General features: G+C 74.3%; 18 protein-coding genes and 1 riboswitch. Of the genes, 9 read left to right on the forward strand and 9 right to left on the reverse strand.

Features of this window, described 5'->3' with window-relative positions; translation table 11 throughout:
• The 3 genes from GT045_RS04020 to thiO all read right to left on the reverse strand — a co-directional run.
• A partial coding sequence (locus GT045_RS04020) for a thiazole synthase (RefSeq protein ID WP_161333306.1) occupies positions 1–775 on the reverse strand: 775 nt, incomplete at its 3' end.
• A gap of 3 nt (positions 776–778) precedes the next feature.
• Positions 779–991 (reverse strand): sulfur carrier protein ThiS, encoded by a 213-nt coding sequence (gene thiS / locus GT045_RS04025; protein ID WP_161297035.1) that lies wholly within the window; start codon positions 989–991, stop codon positions 779–781.
• Positions 988–2,157, reverse strand: coding sequence for a glycine oxidase ThiO (gene thiO, locus GT045_RS04030; protein WP_161333307.1), 1,170 nt, complete (start codon positions 2,155–2,157; stop codon positions 988–990). Before thiO ends, thiS begins: the two co-directional genes overlap by 4 nt.
• A riboswitch (TPP riboswitch) is annotated at positions 2,155–2,266 on the reverse strand. Its footprint overlaps the gene before it by 3 nt.
• A gap of 53 nt (positions 2,267–2,319) precedes the next feature.
• On the opposite strand from thiO, the gene GT045_RS04035 reads away from it, so the two are divergent.
• The 6 genes from GT045_RS04035 to GT045_RS04060 all read left to right on the forward strand — a co-directional run bounded on the left by GT045_RS04035 (position 2,320) and on the right by GT045_RS04060 (position 7,232).
• Complete coding sequence (locus tag GT045_RS04035; protein WP_161293910.1) at positions 2,320–2,670, forward strand: hypothetical protein; 351 nt, start codon at positions 2,320–2,322, stop codon at positions 2,668–2,670.
• 33 nt (positions 2,671–2,703) lie between these two features.
• Positions 2,704–3,936, forward strand: coding sequence for an FAD-dependent oxidoreductase (locus tag GT045_RS04040; protein ID WP_345942538.1), 1,233 nt, complete (start codon positions 2,704–2,706; stop codon positions 3,934–3,936).
• A gap of 64 nt (positions 3,937–4,000) precedes the next feature.
• Positions 4,001–4,366 carry an Rv2175c family DNA-binding protein gene (locus GT045_RS04045; RefSeq protein ID WP_161297029.1) on the forward strand — a complete coding sequence of 122 codons (366 nt, stop codon included), beginning with the start codon at positions 4,001–4,003 and terminating at the stop codon, positions 4,364–4,366.
• A gap of 91 nt (positions 4,367–4,457) precedes the next feature.
• On the forward strand, positions 4,458–5,105 hold the full coding sequence (thiE, locus tag GT045_RS04050; RefSeq protein WP_161333308.1) for a thiamine phosphate synthase: 648 nt from the start codon (positions 4,458–4,460) through the stop codon (positions 5,103–5,105).
• 208 nt (positions 5,106–5,313) lie between these two features.
• Positions 5,314–6,237 (forward strand): methylenetetrahydrofolate reductase [NAD(P)H], encoded by a 924-nt coding sequence (gene metF, locus GT045_RS04055; RefSeq protein WP_161291085.1) that lies wholly within the window; start codon positions 5,314–5,316, stop codon positions 6,235–6,237.
• 56 nt (positions 6,238–6,293) lie between these two features.
• Positions 6,294–7,232, forward strand: a complete 939-nt coding sequence (locus GT045_RS04060) for a hypothetical protein (protein ID WP_161333309.1) — start codon at positions 6,294–6,296, stop codon at positions 7,230–7,232.
• A gap of 152 nt (positions 7,233–7,384) precedes the next feature.
• Here the strand turns inward: GT045_RS04060 and GT045_RS04065 are convergent, their stop codons facing one another.
• From GT045_RS04065 to GT045_RS04085, 5 genes are all read right to left on the reverse strand, one after another.
• Positions 7,385–8,878, reverse strand: coding sequence for an NAD(P)/FAD-dependent oxidoreductase (locus tag GT045_RS04065; protein WP_202527071.1), 1,494 nt, complete (start codon positions 8,876–8,878; stop codon positions 7,385–7,387).
• A 58-nt stretch (positions 8,879–8,936) separates the two neighbouring features.
• Complete coding sequence (locus GT045_RS04070; RefSeq protein WP_161333310.1) at positions 8,937–9,539, reverse strand: DUF4126 domain-containing protein; 603 nt, start codon at positions 9,537–9,539, stop codon at positions 8,937–8,939.
• A 551-nt stretch (positions 9,540–10,090) separates the two neighbouring features.
• Complete coding sequence (locus GT045_RS04075) at positions 10,091–10,720, reverse strand: TetR/AcrR family transcriptional regulator (protein WP_161333311.1); 630 nt, start codon at positions 10,718–10,720, stop codon at positions 10,091–10,093.
• A 47-nt stretch (positions 10,721–10,767) separates the two neighbouring features.
• Positions 10,768–12,852, reverse strand: coding sequence for a YhgE/Pip domain-containing protein (locus GT045_RS04080; RefSeq protein ID WP_161333312.1), 2,085 nt, complete (start codon positions 12,850–12,852; stop codon positions 10,768–10,770).
• A complete protein-coding gene (locus tag GT045_RS04085; RefSeq protein WP_161333313.1) occupies positions 12,824–13,762 on the reverse strand; it encodes an ATP-binding cassette domain-containing protein in 939 nt (312 codons plus the stop codon). Before GT045_RS04085 ends, GT045_RS04080 begins: the two co-directional genes overlap by 29 nt.
• Positions 13,763–13,923: 161 nt before the next feature.
• Between GT045_RS04085 and GT045_RS04090 the strand changes: the two genes are divergently transcribed.
• From GT045_RS04090 to GT045_RS04100, 3 genes are all read left to right on the forward strand, one after another.
• Complete coding sequence (locus tag GT045_RS04090; protein ID WP_161298486.1) at positions 13,924–14,526, forward strand: SAV_6107 family HEPN domain-containing protein; 603 nt, start codon at positions 13,924–13,926, stop codon at positions 14,524–14,526.
• A 191-nt stretch (positions 14,527–14,717) separates the two neighbouring features.
• Positions 14,718–15,488 (forward strand): methyltransferase, encoded by a 771-nt coding sequence (locus tag GT045_RS04095; protein ID WP_161298485.1) that lies wholly within the window; start codon positions 14,718–14,720, stop codon positions 15,486–15,488.
• 276 nt (positions 15,489–15,764) lie between these two features.
• A complete protein-coding gene (locus GT045_RS04100) occupies positions 15,765–16,151 on the forward strand; it encodes a DUF3040 domain-containing protein (RefSeq protein WP_161298484.1) in 387 nt (128 codons plus the stop codon).
• 413 nt (positions 16,152–16,564) lie between these two features.
• Here the strand turns inward: GT045_RS04100 and GT045_RS04105 are convergent.
• On the reverse strand, positions 16,565–17,019 hold a 455-nt coding region (locus tag GT045_RS04105; protein WP_161333314.1), incomplete at its 5' end, for a DUF4129 domain-containing protein.

Here is a 17,019-nt window from a genome sequence, read left to right on the forward strand (position 1 = left end):
GGTCCAGCACGGCCATGCCCTCCGCGGGGGACGACGCCTGCGCGAGATACCGCCGCGGGATCCGCCCGGCCAGCCGGGCCAGCCGCCCGCCCTCCACCGCGTGCCGCATCGCGGCGGCCATCCGCTCCGGTTCCTGCGCCCGCGTCACCGCCGACGCCAGCATCACCCCCGCGCACCCCAGCTCCATCGCCAGGGCGGCGTCGGACGCCGTACCCGCCCCCGCGTCCAGGATCACCGGCACGCGCGCGTGCTCCACGATCAGCTGGAAGTTGTGCGGGTTGCGGATGCCGAGGCCGGATCCGATCGGCGACCCCAGCGGCATGACCGCCGCGCAGCCGACGTCCTCCAGTTTCCGCGCGAGCACCGGATCGTCGTTGGTGTACGGCAGCACCGTGAACCCGTCGTCGACCAGCGTCTCCGCCGCCTCCAGCGTCTCCACCGGGTCCGGCAGCAGCGTCCGCTCGTCGGCGATGACCTCCAGCTTGACCAGGTCGGTGCCCAGCGCCTCCCGGGCCAGCCGGGCGGTCAGCACGGCCTCGCCCGCGGTGAAGCAGCCGGCCGTGTTCGGCAGCACCCGGATGCCGAGCCGCTCCAGCACCGACAGCACCGAGCCGTGCACGGCGGGGTCCACCCGCCGCATGGCCACCGTCGTCAGTTCCGTCCCGGAGGCGATCAGCGACCGCTCCAGCACCTCCAGGCTGGGCGCCCCGCCCGTGCCCATGATCAGCCGGGACGAGAAGGTCAGCCCACCGAGGACCATCGGATCGTCAGCCATGGTTCAGCCTCCCTGCACAGCCGTGAGGACTTCGACGCGGTCACCCTCGGCGAGGGCGGTCGTCGCCCACTGCGCACGCGGGACGACGGTCTCGTTGACGGCGGCGGCCACCCCGCGCGGCGCCGCCGTCAGGTTCCGCACCAGGGCGTCCAGCACGGTGCCGGCGGCGACCTGGCGGGGTTCACCGTTGACGGAGATGGTGAGGGAGAGGTTCATGCCGAATGCTCCAGCCGTTCCATGGGCGCGGCGCCGAACCGCCGCGGGGTGAAGGCACGCGCCTCCTCGGGCAGACCACCGGTGACCAGGGCGTGCGCCATGACGTCCCCGGTGACCGGGGTGAGCAGCACGCCGTTGCGGTAGTGCCCGGTCGCCAGCAGCAGCCCGTCCAGGCCGGACGGTCCGAGCAGCGGCGCGTTGTCGGGGGAGCCGGGGCGCAGCCCGGCCCGGGTCTCGGTGAGCGGCAGCTCGGTGATGCCGGGCACCAGCTCATGGGCGTCGCGCAGCAGCTCGTACACACCGCCGGCCGTGACCGTCGTGTCCCAGCCCAGCTCCTCACTGGTGGCGCCGACGACCAGTTCACCGTTCTCCCGGGGCACGAGGTAGACATGGCTGCCGCGCACCACGGCCCGCACGGTCCGGCTCAGGAACGGCGCGTACCGGCGGGGCACGGTCAGCCGCAGCACCTGCCCCTTGACCGGCCGCACCGGCGGCACCAGCGCCTCGGGCACGCCGGCCAGCCGCCCGCTCAGGCTCCCGGCGGCCAGCACCACCTGCCCCGCGCGCAGGGCGCCGCCGTCCTCCGTGGAGGCCCCGACGGCCCGGTCCCCGGCCACGTCCAGCCGTGCCGCCCGGACGCGGTGGAAGACCACGCCGGCCCGTTCGCACGCGGCCACCAGGGCCGCCGCCAGCCGGCGCGGGTCGATCTGGTGGTCGCCGTCGACCCGCAGCCCGCCGCGCACGCCCGGCGCGAGCATCGGCTCCAGCCGCCGGCACTCCCGCCCGGACAGCCACTCCGACTCCAGGCCCGAGCGCTGCTGGAGCGCGTGGAGCTCGCGCAGGCCGGCGCGGTCGTCGGAGTCCAGCGCGACGGCGAGGGTGCCGCAGCGGCGGTAGCCGAGGTCGTGGCCGGTCAGGTCGGTCAGCTCGGCCGCGAACGCCGGGTAGCGGCGGGCGGACTCCAGGTTCAGGGCGAGCAGGGTCTCCTCGCCGTAGTGCAGCTCGGTGACCGCGGCCAGCATCCCGGCCGCCACCTGCGCGGCCCCGCCTCCCGGCTCGGGGTCCGCCACGGTGACGGCGAGCCCGCGCTGCGCCGCGCGCCAGGCCGTGACCAGGCCGATGATCCCGCCCCCGATGACGAGGACGTCGGACGTACGTGACGACATGGGCGTCCAGCCCCTCCCTTCGCCGGCATGACCCGGATCAGGTTCGTACGGTCGGAGGCCGCCAGCCTCCCTCTCAGCCCGGTGCGTCCGGGCTCCCGCGAGTGCTTGTACGGTGGCCACCCTAGCCCGCGGTCCTCGCCACTCGTAAGGGAGCCCTGCACCATGACCCGGTCGCTCGACGGACTGACCTTCGCCCCCGTGTCCGACCAGGCCCCAGGTCAGGTGGGTACCCGGACGCGGTTCGCCTACCACGAGCGGGACGGCGAGGTCTGGGCCGAGTACGCGGGCGGCGACGTCGTCCGCGGTCACCTGGTCGGCACCCGGCGGGCGGACCGCGTCGACTTCCGGTACGTGCAGCTGCGGACCGACGGGACGACCGCTTCGGGGCACTGCGTGTCCGCGGTCGTGGAGCTGCCGGACGGGCGGCTGCGACTGGAGGAGACCTGGGAGTGGGAGTCCGGGCCGGGCTCCGGCACCAGTGTTGTGGAGCAGGTCACCGCGCACGCCCCCTGACGTGACGCCACGTCATGTGACTATGGTGATCCGGTGAGCGAGCAGACAGCGGAAGAGGGCACGTCACAGGGGCCGCGCGTGGTCGTCGTCGGCGCGGGCATGGCGGGGGTGCAGACGGCGGTCGCCCTGCGCGAACAGGGTTTCCGGGGCCGCGTCACCGTCATCGGCGCCGAGCCGCACCAGCCCTACGACCGGCCGCCGCTGTCCAAGGCCGTACTGCTGGGTAAGGCCGAGGGTTCCGCGTTCGACGTGGACTTCGAGTCCCTCGGGGTCGAGCTGCGGCTCGGCTGCGAGGTGCACGGCCTGCGCCCGGACGCGCGCGAGCTGGACACCGAGGCCGGATCGGTGCCCTACGACGTCCTGGTCCTCGCCACCGGCGCCGAACCGATCACGCTGCCCGGCACCGAGGGCGTGCCGGGGGTGCACCTGCTGCGCACCCTGGACGACGCCGAGCGGCTGCGTCCCGTGCTCACCCGCCAGCACGACATCGTGGTGGTGGGCGCCGGCTGGATCGGCGCCGAGTTCGCCACCGCGGCCCGGGAGGCCGGCTGCGCGGTGACCGTGGTGGAGGCCGCCGACCACCCGCTCGCCGGCGCCCTGCCCACCGAGGTCTCCGCCCCCATGGCCGCCTGGTACGCCGACAGCGGTGCGGAACTGCGCACCCGCGCGCGCGTGGAGCGCGTCGAGCCCGGCGCGGTGGTCCTGGCCGACGGCACCCGGCTGGCCGCGGGCGCCGTCGTGGTCGGCATCGGGGCCCGCCCCGCCACCGGCTGGCTGGCGGGCTCCGGCATCGCACTGGGCGCGCACGGCGAGATCCTCGCCGACGACCGGCTGCGCACCTCGCTGGCCGACGTGTACGCCGTCGGCGACTGCGCGTCCTTCCCCTCGGCCCGCTACGGCGAGCGGCTCCTCGTCCACCACTGGGACAACGCCCTGCAGGGCCCGCGCACGGTCGCCGCGAACATCCTCGGCGAGACCCCGGCGGTCTACGACCCGGTGCCCTACTTCTGGTCCGAGCAGTTCGGCCGGTTCGTGCAGTACGCCGGCCACCACGCCGCCGCCGACCGCATGGTGTGGCGCGGTGATCCGGCGGGACCCTCCTGGACGGTGTGCTGGCTGCGGGAGGAGCGCCTGGTGGCCCTGCTGGCCGTCGGCCGGCCGCGTGATCTGGCCCAGGGGCGCCGCCTGATCGAGGCGGGCCGGCACATGGACTCCGAGGCCCTGTCCGAGCCCGCCCGCCCCCTGAAGGACGCGACCGCCGACTAGCGCGTCCTCCCAGGTGGACCCGCCTGGCTTCCGACTGTCGGTGGGGGATGGCAGGCTTGTCCCCGTGACCGAGATTGACGCAAAAATCGATGCTCTCGTCCCCGCCTGGCTCACCCTCCCCGACATCGCCGAGCAGTTCGGCGTCGAGGTGACGCGTGTCCGGCAGCTGGTCAAGGAGGGCCAGCTCATCGCCGTACGCCGAGGTGAGAACAAGGCGCTGCACGTCCCCGCCGCCTTCATCGACGGGGACAAGGTCGTCAAGGGCCTGACCGGCACCCTGACGCTCCTGCGGGACGACGGCTTCACGGACGAAGAGATGATCGAGTGGCTCTTCACCCCCGACCCGACCCTGCCCGGCACCCCCGCGCAGGCCCTGAGCGAGAATCGCGGCACGGAGGTGAAGCGCCGCGCCCAGGCGCTCGCCGTCTGAGGCCGACCCGCACCAGGGGGCGGCGTGCGGGCCCGAGCCCGCACGCCGCCCGCGGAACCACCAGGCACACCGATCCCGGGGGGACCCACGCATGTCCGACACCGCCCGCGCCGCGCTCGCCGACGCCCGCCTGTACCTCTGCACGGACGCCCGCAGGCGCCAGGGCGACCTGCCCGAGTTCCTCGACGCGGTCCTGGCCGGCGGGGTCGACATCGTGCAGCTGCGGGACAAGGGCATGGAGGCGGCCGAGGAGCTGGAGCACCTGCGGGTGTTCGCCGACGCCTGCGCCCGGCACGGCAAGCTGCTCGCGGTCAACGACCGGGCCGACGTCGCCCACGCGGCCCGCGCCGGCGTGCTGCACCTCGGCCAGGGCGACCTGCCGGTCCCCGCGGCCCGCGCGATCCTCGGCGACAGGGTGCTGATCGGCCGCTCCACGCACTCCGAGGCCGAGGCCGCCGCGGCCGCCGTGCAGGAGGGCGTGGACTACTTCTGCACCGGCCCCTGCTGGCCCACCCCCACCAAGCCCGGCCGGCACGCCCCCGGCCTCGACCTGGTCCGGCACACGGCGGGCCTGGGCACCGACCGCCCCTGGTTCGCCATCGGCGGGATCGACCTCGGCAACCTGGACCAGGTGCTGGACGCGGGTGCCCGCCGGGTGGTCGTGGTCCGGGCGGTCACCGAGGCGGACGACCCGGGAGCGGCGGCGGCGGAGTTCGCCAAGCGGCTGCGGCAGGCGTAGCGGGACGGCTCCGGGGGCCCGGTGACAGTCCTGGCGTCCGGCTCCGCGGGGCCCGGTGACGGTCCGGCTTCCGGCTCCGGGGGGCCCGGTGACGGTCCGGCGCCCCGGTGTCCGGGGATGTGTCCAAGGGATGGACAAGGAACCGACAATTCGGGCAAATATCCTATGCGTGGTTGGGGGACCGCCCCCGCCTGGCTAACCTGCGGGTATGGCCCTCGGAACCGCATCCACCAGGACTGATCGCGCACGCACCGTGCGCGACATCCTCGCCACCGGCAGACGGACGTACTCGTTCGAGTTCTCCGCGCCGAAGACCGCCAAGGGTGAGCGGAACCTGTGGAGCGCACTCCGACGGGTCGAGGCGGTCGCCCCCGACTTCGTCTCCGTGACCTACGGCGCCGGCGGTTCCACCCGCGCGGGCACGGTCAAGGAGACCCAGCAGATCGTCGCCGACACCACGCTGACCCCGGTCGCCCACCTCACCGCCGTGGACCATTCCGTCGCCGAACTGCGCAACATCATCGGCCAGTACGCGGACGCCGGCATCCGCAACATGCTCGCCGTGCGCGGCGACCCGCCCGGCGACCCCATGGGGGAGTGGGTGCCGCACCCGCAGGGCCTGACCTACGCGGCCGATCTCGTCCGGCTCATCAAGGAGTCGGGTGACTTCTGCGTCGGCGTCGCCGCGTTCCCGGAGATGCACCCGCGCTCCGCGGACTGGGACACCGACGTCGCCCACTTCGTCGACAAGTGCCGCGCGGGCGCCGACTACGCCATCACACAGATGTTCTTCCAGCCGGAGTCGTATCTGCGGCTGCGCGACCGCGTGGTGGCGGCGGGCTGTGACACCCCGGTGATCCCGGAGATCCTGCCCGTCACGAGCGTGAAGATGCTGGAACGCTTGCCCAAACTGAGCAATGCGGTCTTCCCGGACGCCCTGAAAGAGCGGATCCTCACAGCGAAGGACGATCCGGCGACGGTACGCTCCATCGGTATCGAGTTCGCCACGGAGTTCTGCGCGCGGCTGCTGTCCGAGGGAGTGCCCGGACTGCACTTCATCACGCTCAACAGCTCCACGGCGACCCTGGAAATCTACGAGAACCTGGGCCTGCACCACCCCCCGCGGGCCTAGACCGGCCGCAGCGCAGTAGGACACACTGCGTAGCGGTCACTGGGAGAGGGGCGTACATGGGCTGGACGGTCCTCTACATCGCGTTCGGCGTCGTCGCGCTGTGGTTGCTGGGCGAGGTGCTGCTGCAGTACAAGGCGCGGCTGCGCTGGCGGCTGCTCGCCTTCGGCGGCTTCGTCGGCGTCGTCCTGGGCGTGCTGATGCCCTCGGTCATCGTGATCGGACTGGGCGCGATCGCCTTCGCGATCGGCCAGACCTACGTCACGCTGTCGTTCCGCCGCGGCTTCGCCTCCGGCTGGGCGGTCAAGCGGCCCGACAAGGAGACCGCCGGGAGCAAGCGCCGCCGCGGCAGGGCGGACCGGCGCGAGCCCGAAGCCCCGGACGGCGGCCCCGAGTTCGCCGGGCCCGCCGACGGCCGGGACACCGGTGCCGACGACGGCCACGACGAGGGCCACGACGGCCACGGGCAGGCGTACGGCGGCTTCGACGACGACTACGACCGCGACGACGTGTTCACCCCGGCCGGCGCCCGCGCGGCCGACCCGGCCGCCGCCGGGACCACCGCCGTCTACGAGCCGCAGCCCATCCCCGAGGACACCGGCAACTACGGCGTCTACGGAGCCCCTGCCCCCGCCCCCGCGGACGCCGACCAGCAGAGCTACGCCTACGACTACTCCGGCTACGCCCAGCAGGGCTACGGCTACGACACCGCGGGCCAGCAGAGCTACGCCAACTACTCCGACCCCTACATCGGCAGCCAGCCCTACGAGACCTACGACCAGGGGTACGGCCAGCAGTACGCACAGCCCGGCTACACCCAGGACCCGTACGCCACCGGCGGCTACGGCGAGACCCCGCCCGGCGGGGTGTGGGTGCCCCAGCAGCGCACCGACGAGACCTACGGCGGCGAACTCCCGCAGGAGCAGCCGTACCCGCACCAGCCGGACGGGCAGCAGCCGCAGCCCGGCGTCGGGTACGACGAGCAGTACCGTTTCTGAGACCGCGCTCCGGGCCACCCGGCCCGGACCGTCCGCCCACCGCGCCCCCGGCCGTCCGGCCGGGGGTGTCCGCCCGTCGTGAGGCCCCCGGCCGCCCGGCCCGGAGCGTCCGCCTACGGCGACCCCCCGGCCGCCCGGCCCGGGGCGGGTGCTCACTGCGAGCCGCGGAACTCCGGCCCCTCCACGATCAGGCCGGCCACCAGCGCGCCCGACATGCCCGCGTGCGGGAGCCCGCCGCCCGGATGGGACCAGTCGCCCACCCGGTACAGCCCGGGCAGCCGCGTGGTGTTCGCCGGGTGCAGGAAGCGCCCCTGGCCGGCGGCGAGCGAGGGCGCGGACACGGCACCGGTGCCCACTTCACCCGGCGCGCGCACCTCGTGCCACAGCAGGCGGTCGCGCAGACCCGGCACCGCGGCCGCGGCGGCGTCGAGGAGCAGATCCGTGTACCGCCGCACCGTGCCCTCGTCCTCCCAGGGAGCCTCGGCCGACACCACGGCGGACAGGACGGCGGACTCGTGAGCGTCGTCGGGCAGCAGCCCGGGGTCGCCGGGGCGCAGCACGGTCACCGTGGGCGGCGGGGGGACGTCGCCGCCGGGCGAGACCAAAAAGTCCAGCTCCTGCTGGGAGTCCACCGGATGGACGACCGTGCGGTGCACGGCTCCGGGCTCGCGCGCGCCGCGCAGGGCGAGCAGCAGGGTGAACCGCGCCGGCGGGGCGGCGGCCGGGTCGGCCCGCACGTCACCGTCGGCGTCGAGCGGCCGCTCCGTCAGGGCCCGCAGCCGCGCCGGGTCGACGTCCGCCACGACATGGTCGGCGTCGGCCACCGTCCCGTCCGCCAGTTCCACCCCGGCGGCCCGGCCGTCCTTCTCCACGATCCGGGCCACCTCGGCGCCGAAGACGAACTCCACCCGCCGCTGCACACACCGCTCGTACACCGCGCGCGCCAGCTCGCGGATGCCGCCGCGGACGTACCAGGTGCCGAAGGCGTGCTCCATGTACGGCAGGACGGCCGCGCTCGCCGGAGCCGTCCGGGGGTCGAGGCCGTACGCCAGCACCTGGCTCTCCAGCAGTTCCGCCAGCCGCTCGTCGCGCAGCTCCCACCTGCCGATCTCGGCCGGAGTCCGCGCCCTGCGGGTGCGCAGCAGCCGCTTGTGCGGCACGGCGGGGTACGGCTCCTTCTCCGCCAGCACCCGCCAGTCGGGCCACAACGGCTCCTCCAGCAGCGGCCGGCGCGTACGGTCCCACGCCTCGCGGGCCCGCACCAGGAAGTCGCCCCAGCGCTCGCCCGCCCCGGCGCCGAGAGCGGCGTCCAGGGCCGCGACGACTCCCGCCCGGGAGGCGTTCGGCAGCGACACCTCGCCGCCGTCCGCGAAGACGTGCCGCGCCGAGGGGTCGACCTGGACCAGCTCGACGCAGTCCTCCAGCGGCTCCTTGCCGGTCTTGACGAACAGATCGCGGTACACGGCGGGCAGCGTCAGCAGTCCCGGCCCCGTGTCGAAACGGAACCCGTCCCGCTCGAACCGGCGCACCGCGCCGCCGTACGTCTCCGTACGCTCGTACACCACCACCCGGTGGCCCGCGACGGCCAGCCGGGCGGCAGCCGCCATCGCGCCCATCCCGGCGCCGATCACCGCAATCCGTGCCATGGCCGTGACTTTATCGACCACCACCGACAACGCGGTCGCCGGGCGGCCGCGCCGCAGGTCAGGGGGATCGCGAGGCCAGGCGCCGCTCCTCGCGCCGCTGGGCCCGGCGGCGCAGGAAGCGCCGGATGCGCGAGACCAGGAACAGCAGTGCCAGCAGTCCGCCCACCAGCAGCACGCCCGCGATGACCGCCGCCGCCTCCGGGTGGAACATCGCGAACGAGACGACCGCCCCGACCCCGAGATCCTCGGCGAGACTGAGCACGATGTTGCTGAACGGCTCGGGCGAGGCGTTGACCGCCATCCGGGTCCCGGCCTTGACGGTGTGGCTGGCCAGCGCCGTCGAACCGCCGAGCAGGCCGGCCGCGACGTCGGAGAGCGAGCCGCTCTGTCCGGCGAGCAGCGCCCCCACCCAGGCGCCGGCGAGCGGACGGACCACCGTGTGCACGGAGTCCCACAGCGAGTCGACGTACGGGATCTTGTCGGCGACGGCCTCGCACAGGAACAGCACGCCTGCGGCGATCAGCACCTCGGGGCGCTGCAACGTCTGCGGGACGTCGTCGCTGACCCCCGTCGCGCCGAACAGGCCGAGCAGCAGCACCACCGCGTAGGCGTTGATGCCGCTGGCCCAGCCGCTGGTGAAGACGAGAGGGAGTACGGACACGCACGCGATCGTAGCCAGCCGGCGGGCCGCCGTCGTGGGCACGCGCGCGGGTGGCTGAGTACGGGTACTCAGCCGGGCAGATGAGTAGCCGCGCGGATGGGACGCCGGGCGCCGGGACGGCAGAGTGGAGGCACGGCAGGGGGCGTGGCCCGGCACCGCCGGCACGGGGCGGCGGAACGGTGCACGCCCGCCGGCCGCTCCTTCCGCCGATCCGTCGGCGGAAGCGAGACACGGGGGCCTCGGGGAAGACCACCACGGGGGTCCGCACGGGGGGCCCGTACGGGGGAGTACGGGGGCGGAAGTACGGGGGGAAGCAGGGGGAAGCACGGGGAGGGGGAAGGCGCCGGTCCGGGAGCGGACCGGCGCCTTCCTCATGTGTCCCGGCGGGTGCGGACCGGCGCTTTCCTCATGTGTCCCGGCGGGTGCGGACCGGCGCTTTCCTCATGGGGCCCGGCGGGTGCGGGGCGGCGCCTTCCTCGTGTGTCCCGACGGGTGCGGGGCGGCGCCTTCCCCATGTGTCCCCGCGGGAGCGGGGCGGTGTCCGGGGCCGCTCAGGCCCGGCCGCTGACCCGCCCCTGGAGCAGCCGGGACAGGGCCGCGTGGACGTCGTCCAGGGAGCGCTCGGGCTGGAAGGACTTCCAGTCCAGCGCCGCCACCAGGACCATGCCGACCAGTGCCGCCGCCGTCAGCTGTACGTCGATCTCGTCGCTGAACTCGCCGGCCGCCACGCCCTCGCGCAGGACCCCCTCCACCACGGCGACGGCCTGCTGCCGCACCACCATCAGGGTGGACTGCCAGGCCCGGTTGGTGCGCCACAGTTCGGCGACGTACAGCTGGGTGAAGGCCGGGTAGCGGTCGATGAAGACCAGGCCCGCGCGGATCATCGCGTCCAGCGCGTCCACCGTGCTGCCGCCCTCGCGGGCCGTGCTCTCGGCCGCCTCCTTCAGGGAGGCGGTGAGCAGGCCGACGCCGTGCCGCAGCAGCTCCTCGAAGAGAACGGACTTGCTCGCGAAGTTGTAGTAGACCGTGCCCTTCGCGACCCCGGCCCGCTCGGCGATCTCGTCCACCGTGGTCGCGGAGAAGCCCTGCTCGGCGATGAGCGTGACGGCCGCCTCGTAGAGCTTCTGCCGGGTGGCCTCGCGGCGCGTACTGCCGCCGGACCTGGCGCTGCTGCTTTCCATGGCCCCGATTCTCACAGGTACGCGCGTGTGCGAGCGCTTCCCCGGGATCACAGGCTCAGCTCCGGGTGCAGCCGGTCCAGCGTCCACACCTGGCGGCGGCGGGCGGCGAGAGCGGTCAGCGCGAGGGCGCCGGCGGTGAACGCGGTGAGCACACCGCACGCCTGCCACACCGGGCCGAGCCCGCCGCCGGTGATCAGCCGGCGCAGTGCCTCCACGATGTAGCTCATCGGCAGGAACGGGTGGATCGCGGAGAAGAAGCCCGGACTGGTCTGCACGGGGTAGGTGCCGCCCGCCGAGGTCAGCTGGAGCATCAGCAGGGCGAGCACGAGGATCCGGCCGGCCGCGCCGAAGCGGGCGTTGAGCCACTGCACGATCGCCGCGAAACAGGTCGTGACCAGGCACAGGAAGCCGACCGTGCCGGCCGCCCGGAGCATCTGCAGCCCGATCGCCCAGTGCAGGACGGCCAGCAGGGCCACCACCTGCAGGACGCCCACGGCGGCCACCGGCAGCCAGCCCGCGAACGCGATCCGCCAGGCCGGTGAACCGGCCGCGAGCGCCCTCCGGTTGAGCGGCGGGATCAGCATGTAGGCCACCATGGCGCCGACCCACAGGGACAGCGGGATGAAGTAGGGGGCGAAGCCGGTGCCGTAGTTCGGCGCCTTGTGCAGGTCGTGGGAGGCGAGTTGCACGGGGTCGGCCATCACGCCGGTGTGCCGGTCGCGGTCCCGCTTGTCGTAGTCCGGGATCTTCCCGGCGCCGGAGTGCAGCCCGCCGGCCAGCTTCCCCGAGCCGTCGGACAGCTTGTACAGGCCGCCGTTCAGGGTCTCGGCGCCGGACTTGGCGGTGCCGATGCCCTTGTCCAGCGTGTCCGCGCCGGTGCGGGCGGTGCCGAGTCCGGTGTGCAGCTTCTCCGCGCCGGCGGCGACCTTCTGCGCGCCGGCGTTCAGCGTGTCGATCTCCTTGACGGCGTCCTCGACGTCCTCGGAGAGGTGCGGTGCGCGCGCGGCGAGGGCGTCGGCCTGCTTCCCGAGCGTGCCGAGGTCGGCCCGCATCGTCCGCAGGTCGCCGTCCTGGTCCGCGATCAGTGTGTTGAGGTCGTCGGCGACGGTCGCCACCTCGGCCGCGGCGGTCCTGGCCCGCTTCAGCTCCGGGCAGAACGGGTCGGGGAGGGCCGCCGTCCCGCAGCGCTCGCGGTACGCCTCGTCCAGGATGGCGGCGGACGCGTGGGCGGCCTTGGCGGCGCCGGGCGCGTGCTCCACCAGCACGTCGAGGTTGTCCTTGACCGCCTTGGCCGAGTCGGAGACCAGCCGTGCGGTGTCCCCGATGGTCTTCTCGTTGCCCTTCAGGAACGGCCCCGCGTCGGCGTAGACGCCGTTGACCTTGTCGGCCAGGGCCTGGGTGCCGTCGGCGACCCGGCGCGACCCGTCCTGGAGTTCGCTGGAACCGGTGTCGAGCTTCTTGAGGCCCTTGGCCAGCTTGCCGCTGCCGCTCTTGGCGTCCTTCAGTCCGTCGGCCAGGTCCTTGGAACCCTTTTCCGCCTTACCGATGCCGCTGTTCAGCTTGTCGGCACCCCGGGCGGCCGTGACGGTCTTGTCGTGGATGTCGGAGAACGACACGAAGATCTTGTCCAGGAACGTCCGGGACGCCTTCGTGGACGCGGCCGAGCGAACCTCGTTGAAGACGGTGCGGGAGATCTGCCCGACGATGTAGTTGTTGGCGTCGTTGGTGCGCACCCGGAGGGCGCCGGTCTCCGGTGCGTCGCCCGAACTGGAGGCGATGCGGCGGCTGAGGTCGGCGGGCACGGTCAGCGACAGGTAGTAGGTGCCGTCCTCGACGCCCTTGCGGGCCTCGTCGTCGCTCACCTCGTGCCACTCGAAGGTCCGGCTGTCGCGCAGCCCGTCGACGAGGTCGTCGCCGGCCGTGATCTTCTTGCCGCCCGCCGTGGCGCCCTTGTCGTCGTTCACCAGCGCCACCGGGATGCGGTCGAGACGGCCGTACGGGTCCCAGAAGGACCACAGGTACAGCGCGCCGTACAGCAGGGGCAGCACGAGGAGGGCGACGAGGGCCGCGCGCGGGAGCCTCCCGCGCCCGAAGCGCCTCAGCTCAAGCGCGGCCAGCTTCGGCGAGCGCATCGGCGTCCTCCTCCGGGTCGCTCTCGTCGGCCTCCCGGCCGCTCTTCGGGTCGTCCTTCGGGGCGCTCCGGCCGGCCTGCGGGCCGCACCGCGAGTCGCTCCCGCCGGCCTCCGGGCCGCTCTCCGGCTCGCTCTCGCCGGCCTCCGGGCCGCGTCCGCCGGCGCCGTCACCGGCGGCCTCACGGAGCGTTTCGCCGCCCGCCACGGTGGACACGGAGACGCAGTCCCCGGGCGCGGTGCGGCACACGGCCACGACCGTCGTGCCCGCGCGCGCGAGGGACCGCAACACCTCCCACACCTCGGCGCGTTCGGCCTCCGAGAGCTTCATGTCGACGTCGTCGACACCCAGCAGCCGGGGCCGGCCGAGCAGGGCCAGCGCGAGGGACAGCCGCACCTCCTGGTGACGCTCCAGGTCCCGCACCGCCGTCCGGGAGCCCTTCGGGAGCGTCTCCGGGTCCAGTCCGGCGGCGGCCAGCGCCGCGTCGACGCGGAGCCGGGCCTCGTGGACCCGCCGGGCCCGGGGGTGCAGCAGCTCACGCAGGGAGCCCGTGAAACGGCGCTCCAGCAGGGCCCGTTCACGCAGGTGTTCCCCGACGGTCAGGGCCGGCTCCAGGTCGGTCGCGCCGGCCACGTTGGCCACCGCACTGATCCGGCGCAGCGCCGCCATGTGCCGGGGAAGTTTGAACTCGCCCACGACGGCGACTCCTTCAGTGGGCTTCATCCGTCCGCTGAGCGCGAGCAGCAGGCAGGTGCGGCCCGAGCCGGACGGTCCTTCGATCGCGATCAGCGAGCCCGGCTCCGCGTCGAGGGTGACGCCGCGGAAGGCCCACCCCCGTGGGCCCTTGAGGCCGAGGGCGTCGGTCCTGACGCCCGCGCCGGCCGTGCCGCCGGTGCCGTCCGTGCCGTCCACGAGCCCCCCCTGGGGTCAATTTGAACTGACTGGTCAGTACAAAAATACGCCCGAACCTACGCTCGAAGCAAAGGCCCAGGTCAGAACGGATTGTCAGTGGCATACCGCACGATGAGCACATACGGCATCCGTGCCGTCACCCAGACGACAGGAGGTTCGTCATGGCCCACTCGTCCGCCGCCGCCCGCCGGCGCCGCGCCACCGGCCCTGCCCCCTCACTGACCGGCCCGGCGAGCGACGTGCACCCCGTGCTCCGCAGGGCCACGGCCCCGCCCGCCGCTCTCGACCTGCTCGCCCAGGCACGTGCCGCACTGGAAGAGGCCACCGCCCTGCGAGCGCCGAACGAGCGCTACGCCACGGCTCATCTCGCCGCCCTGCGCACCGCCGCCGCCGTGCTCGCCGCCCGCGGCCGCCCCGAGACCTCCCCGCGCCGCCGCGCCCGGATCCGCAGCGCCTGGGAGGTGCTGCCCGAGATCGTCCCCGAGCTGACCGAGTGGAGCGCGCTGTTCGCCTCCGGCGCCGCCCGGCGCGCCCGTGCCGAGGCGGGCATCCAGGGCGCGGCCCGCTCGCGGGACGCCGACGACCTCGTCCGCGACGTCGCGATGTTCCTGCGCATCGTGGAGCGGATGCTGGTCCTCCAGCCGGTGCTGCCCCAGCCCCGCCAGGACACCGACGAGCCGGACGGCCCGGCACCTAGGCCCCCGGGACCGCACGGCGCCCTCCCTGCCCCGGGACCGCACGGCGTCCTCCCGGACACGGGCTGACCCCTGCGGCGCCGACGGCGACGGCGACGGTGGCGGCGACGGCGACGGCGACGGTGGCGGTACGGGGCCGCACCCGGCCCCGGCCGTGTCCCGCCGCGGGGCCGCGCGGCGGGAGATGACCTGGTCCGGCGCGGGAGGCAATAGGGTGGAGGCGCCTGAAACCCTCCAGTCCTGCCGAGGAGTCAACTGCCGTGTCGGACCCGTCGCGCCCCCGCGCTTCCCTCCGTACCGCCGTGGTCTGGGAGGTCCTGCAGGACGCCCTCGACCGCCGGGCCAAGGCCACGGGCCGGAACTCGCTGGACGTCCTCGACACCGGAGGCGGCAGCGGCAACTTCGCCGTGCCCGTCGCCCGGCTCGGCCACCGCGTCACCGTCGTCGACCCCAGCCCCAACGCCCTGTTCGCGCTGGAGCGCCGGGCCGCCGAGGCCGGCGTCGCGGAGCGCGTCAAGGGCGTCCAGGGCGACGCGCACGGCCTGTTCGACGTGGTCGAGCGCGGCGGCTACGACGTCGTCCTGTGCCACGGCGTCCTGGAGTACGTGGACGACCCGGCCGAGGGAGTCCGCAACGTGGTGGCGGCGCTGCGCCCGGAGGGCGTCCTCAGCCTGCTCGCCGCCGGCCTCGGCGGAGCCGTGCTCGCCCGCGCCCTCGCCGGCCACTTCAGCGAGGCCCGGCAGGCCCTCGCGGACCCCGACGGCCGCTGGGGCACCGGCGACCCGGTGCCCCACCGGTTCACCGCCGAGCAGCTCACCGCGCTGGTCGAGAGCGCCGGCCTGCGGGTCGGTGCCGTGCACGGCGTCCGCGTCTTCGCCGACCTCGTGCCCGGCGTGCTGGTGGACACCGAGCCCGGTGCCGTGGACGCGCTGCTGAAGCTGGAGGCCGCGGCGGCCGAGTTGCCGGCGTTCCACTCGGTCGCCACCCAGCTGCACGTGCTCGGTGAGACGGCGGAGGCCGCCGAGGGCTGAGCGGGCGGCCGTGACAAGTCGCTGATCAGGGTCTCGGCCGCACATGGAGTACGCCACAAGCCCCCCGATCGAGGGGTTTGCGCCGTATGATCGAGGTACGGCTTCCGGCATGACGGGTCGGCCGCCGGGGAATGGAAGCCTCAGCGAGCCGGACGGTCATGGCGGAGTTCGGTTGGCCAGTTGGCGTAGAGGGGCGGGTTTCACGGGGTCGATTCCCTGCCTATCCTGAAGGGACCCCCCGGGTCGCCCCGGCGACCGCACGATGAGGAGGACTCCGTGCCGCTCTCGGAGCACGAGCAGCGCATGCTCGAGCAGATGGAGCGAGCGCTGTACGCCGAAGATCCCAAGTTCGCGTCGGCGCTTGAGGGAAGCGGGCTGCGTACGTACACCCGGCGGCGGGTCTACCAGGCGGTCGCGGGCTTCCTCATCGGTATCGCGCTCCTCATGACCGGAATGGTCATGCAGCAGATCTGGGTCAGCGTGGTGGGTTTCCTCGTCATGCTGGGCTGTGCCGTGCTCGCCGTCACCGGCTGGCGCAAGGCCCCGAAACCGGGCGAGCAGCCCCAGGGGGCCGCTCGCCGCCAGGTTCGGCCGAAGCGCTCCGTGATGGACCGGATCGAGCAGCGCTGGCAGCGCCGCCGGGACGAACAGCAGGGCCGCTGACCGGCGCGCGGCTCTGACAGCAGCAGACGTACGTGAGGTGGCGGCCACCGATCCGGTGGCCGCCACCTCACGCAGATGCCCCGTCCCCGCCCCTCAGGTGCCCGTCCCCCTCACGTCACGCAGATGCCCGACCCCGCTCACGCAGGTGCTCGGTCCCTCGAGGAGACGCTTGGCCCCCTCATCCGGGTGCTCGGCCGCTGCCTGCGGGCGCCCGGCCCGGCGGTGATGTCCGCTCAGCCGGGCTGCCTGTGGGTGCCCGGCCCGGCGGTGATGTCCGCTCAGCCGGGCTGCCTGTGGGTGCCCGGTTCGGCTGTGGTGTCCGCTCGGCCCCGCGCCTGCGGGCGCCCGGCCCGGCGGTGTGTCGGCTCAGCCGCGTTGCCTGTGGGTGCCCGGCCCGGCGGCGGGCCGTCGGCTCACCCCCGCTGACCGGACGGCCGCCGCAGCGCTGGACGGACCGCCGCGGCCCTGGCCCGCAGCGCCGACCAGCGGGCCGACACCGCCCACAGCACCCGGACCGAGGAGCGGGGCAGCAGCAGCGCACGCAGCCGCGTCCCGGTGCTCACCGGAGCCCGCAGCCCCTCGATGACCCGGCGCACGTCCTGCGCCGCGCCCGCCGTCGGCTGCGGCCGGGGCGCGAACAGCACCTGCTCCACCGCGTCCGCCACCCGGTGCACGGCGGCCCCGGCGGCCGGATCCAGCCGCCCGAGCCGGACGATCCGCTCGGCGGCCTTGCGCGGGGTCAGCGACCCGTCCGGGGTGATGCCGTGGTCCCAGGCGCTGTCCGCCAGCTCCTCCCAGGCGGCCAGCGCGTGCTCGGCCGCACCCTGCGCGGTCCGGCCGTGGCCGCCCAGCCGCCGCGCGCGCACCC

It is taken from the genome of Streptomyces sp. SID486, assembly GCF_009865385.1.
Classification (GTDB): Bacteria; Actinomycetota; Actinomycetes; order Streptomycetales; family Streptomycetaceae; genus Streptomyces.

Bases quoted from the DNA above. Each gene is read 5' to 3' on its own strand.
- thiS (WP_161297035.1), bottom strand. From the start codon at position 991: ATGAACCTCTCCCTCACCATCTCCGTCAACGGTGAACCCCGCCAGGTC.
- thiO (WP_161333307.1), bottom strand. From the start codon at position 2,157: ATGTCGTCACGTACGTCCGACGTCCTCGTCATCGGGGGCGGGATCATC.
- GT045_RS04035 (WP_161293910.1), top strand. From the start codon at position 2,320: ATGACCCGGTCGCTCGACGGACTGACCTTCGCCCCCGTGTCCGACCAG.
- thiE (WP_161333308.1), top strand. From the start codon at position 4,458: ATGTCCGACACCGCCCGCGCCGCGCTCGCCGACGCCCGCCTGTACCTC.
- metF (WP_161291085.1), top strand. From the start codon at position 5,314: ATGGCCCTCGGAACCGCATCCACCAGGACTGATCGCGCACGCACCGTG.
- GT045_RS04060 (WP_161333309.1), top strand. From the start codon at position 6,294: ATGGGCTGGACGGTCCTCTACATCGCGTTCGGCGTCGTCGCGCTGTGG.
- GT045_RS04065 (WP_202527071.1), bottom strand. From the start codon at position 8,878: ATGGCACGGATTGCGGTGATCGGCGCCGGGATGGGCGCGATGGCGGCT.
- GT045_RS04075 (WP_161333311.1), bottom strand. From the start codon at position 10,720: ATGGAAAGCAGCAGCGCCAGGTCCGGCGGCAGTACGCGCCGCGAGGCC.
- GT045_RS04080 (WP_161333312.1), bottom strand. From the start codon at position 12,852: ATGCGCTCGCCGAAGCTGGCCGCGCTTGAGCTGAGGCGCTTCGGGCGC.
- GT045_RS04090 (WP_161298486.1), top strand. From the start codon at position 13,924: ATGGCCCACTCGTCCGCCGCCGCCCGCCGGCGCCGCGCCACCGGCCCT.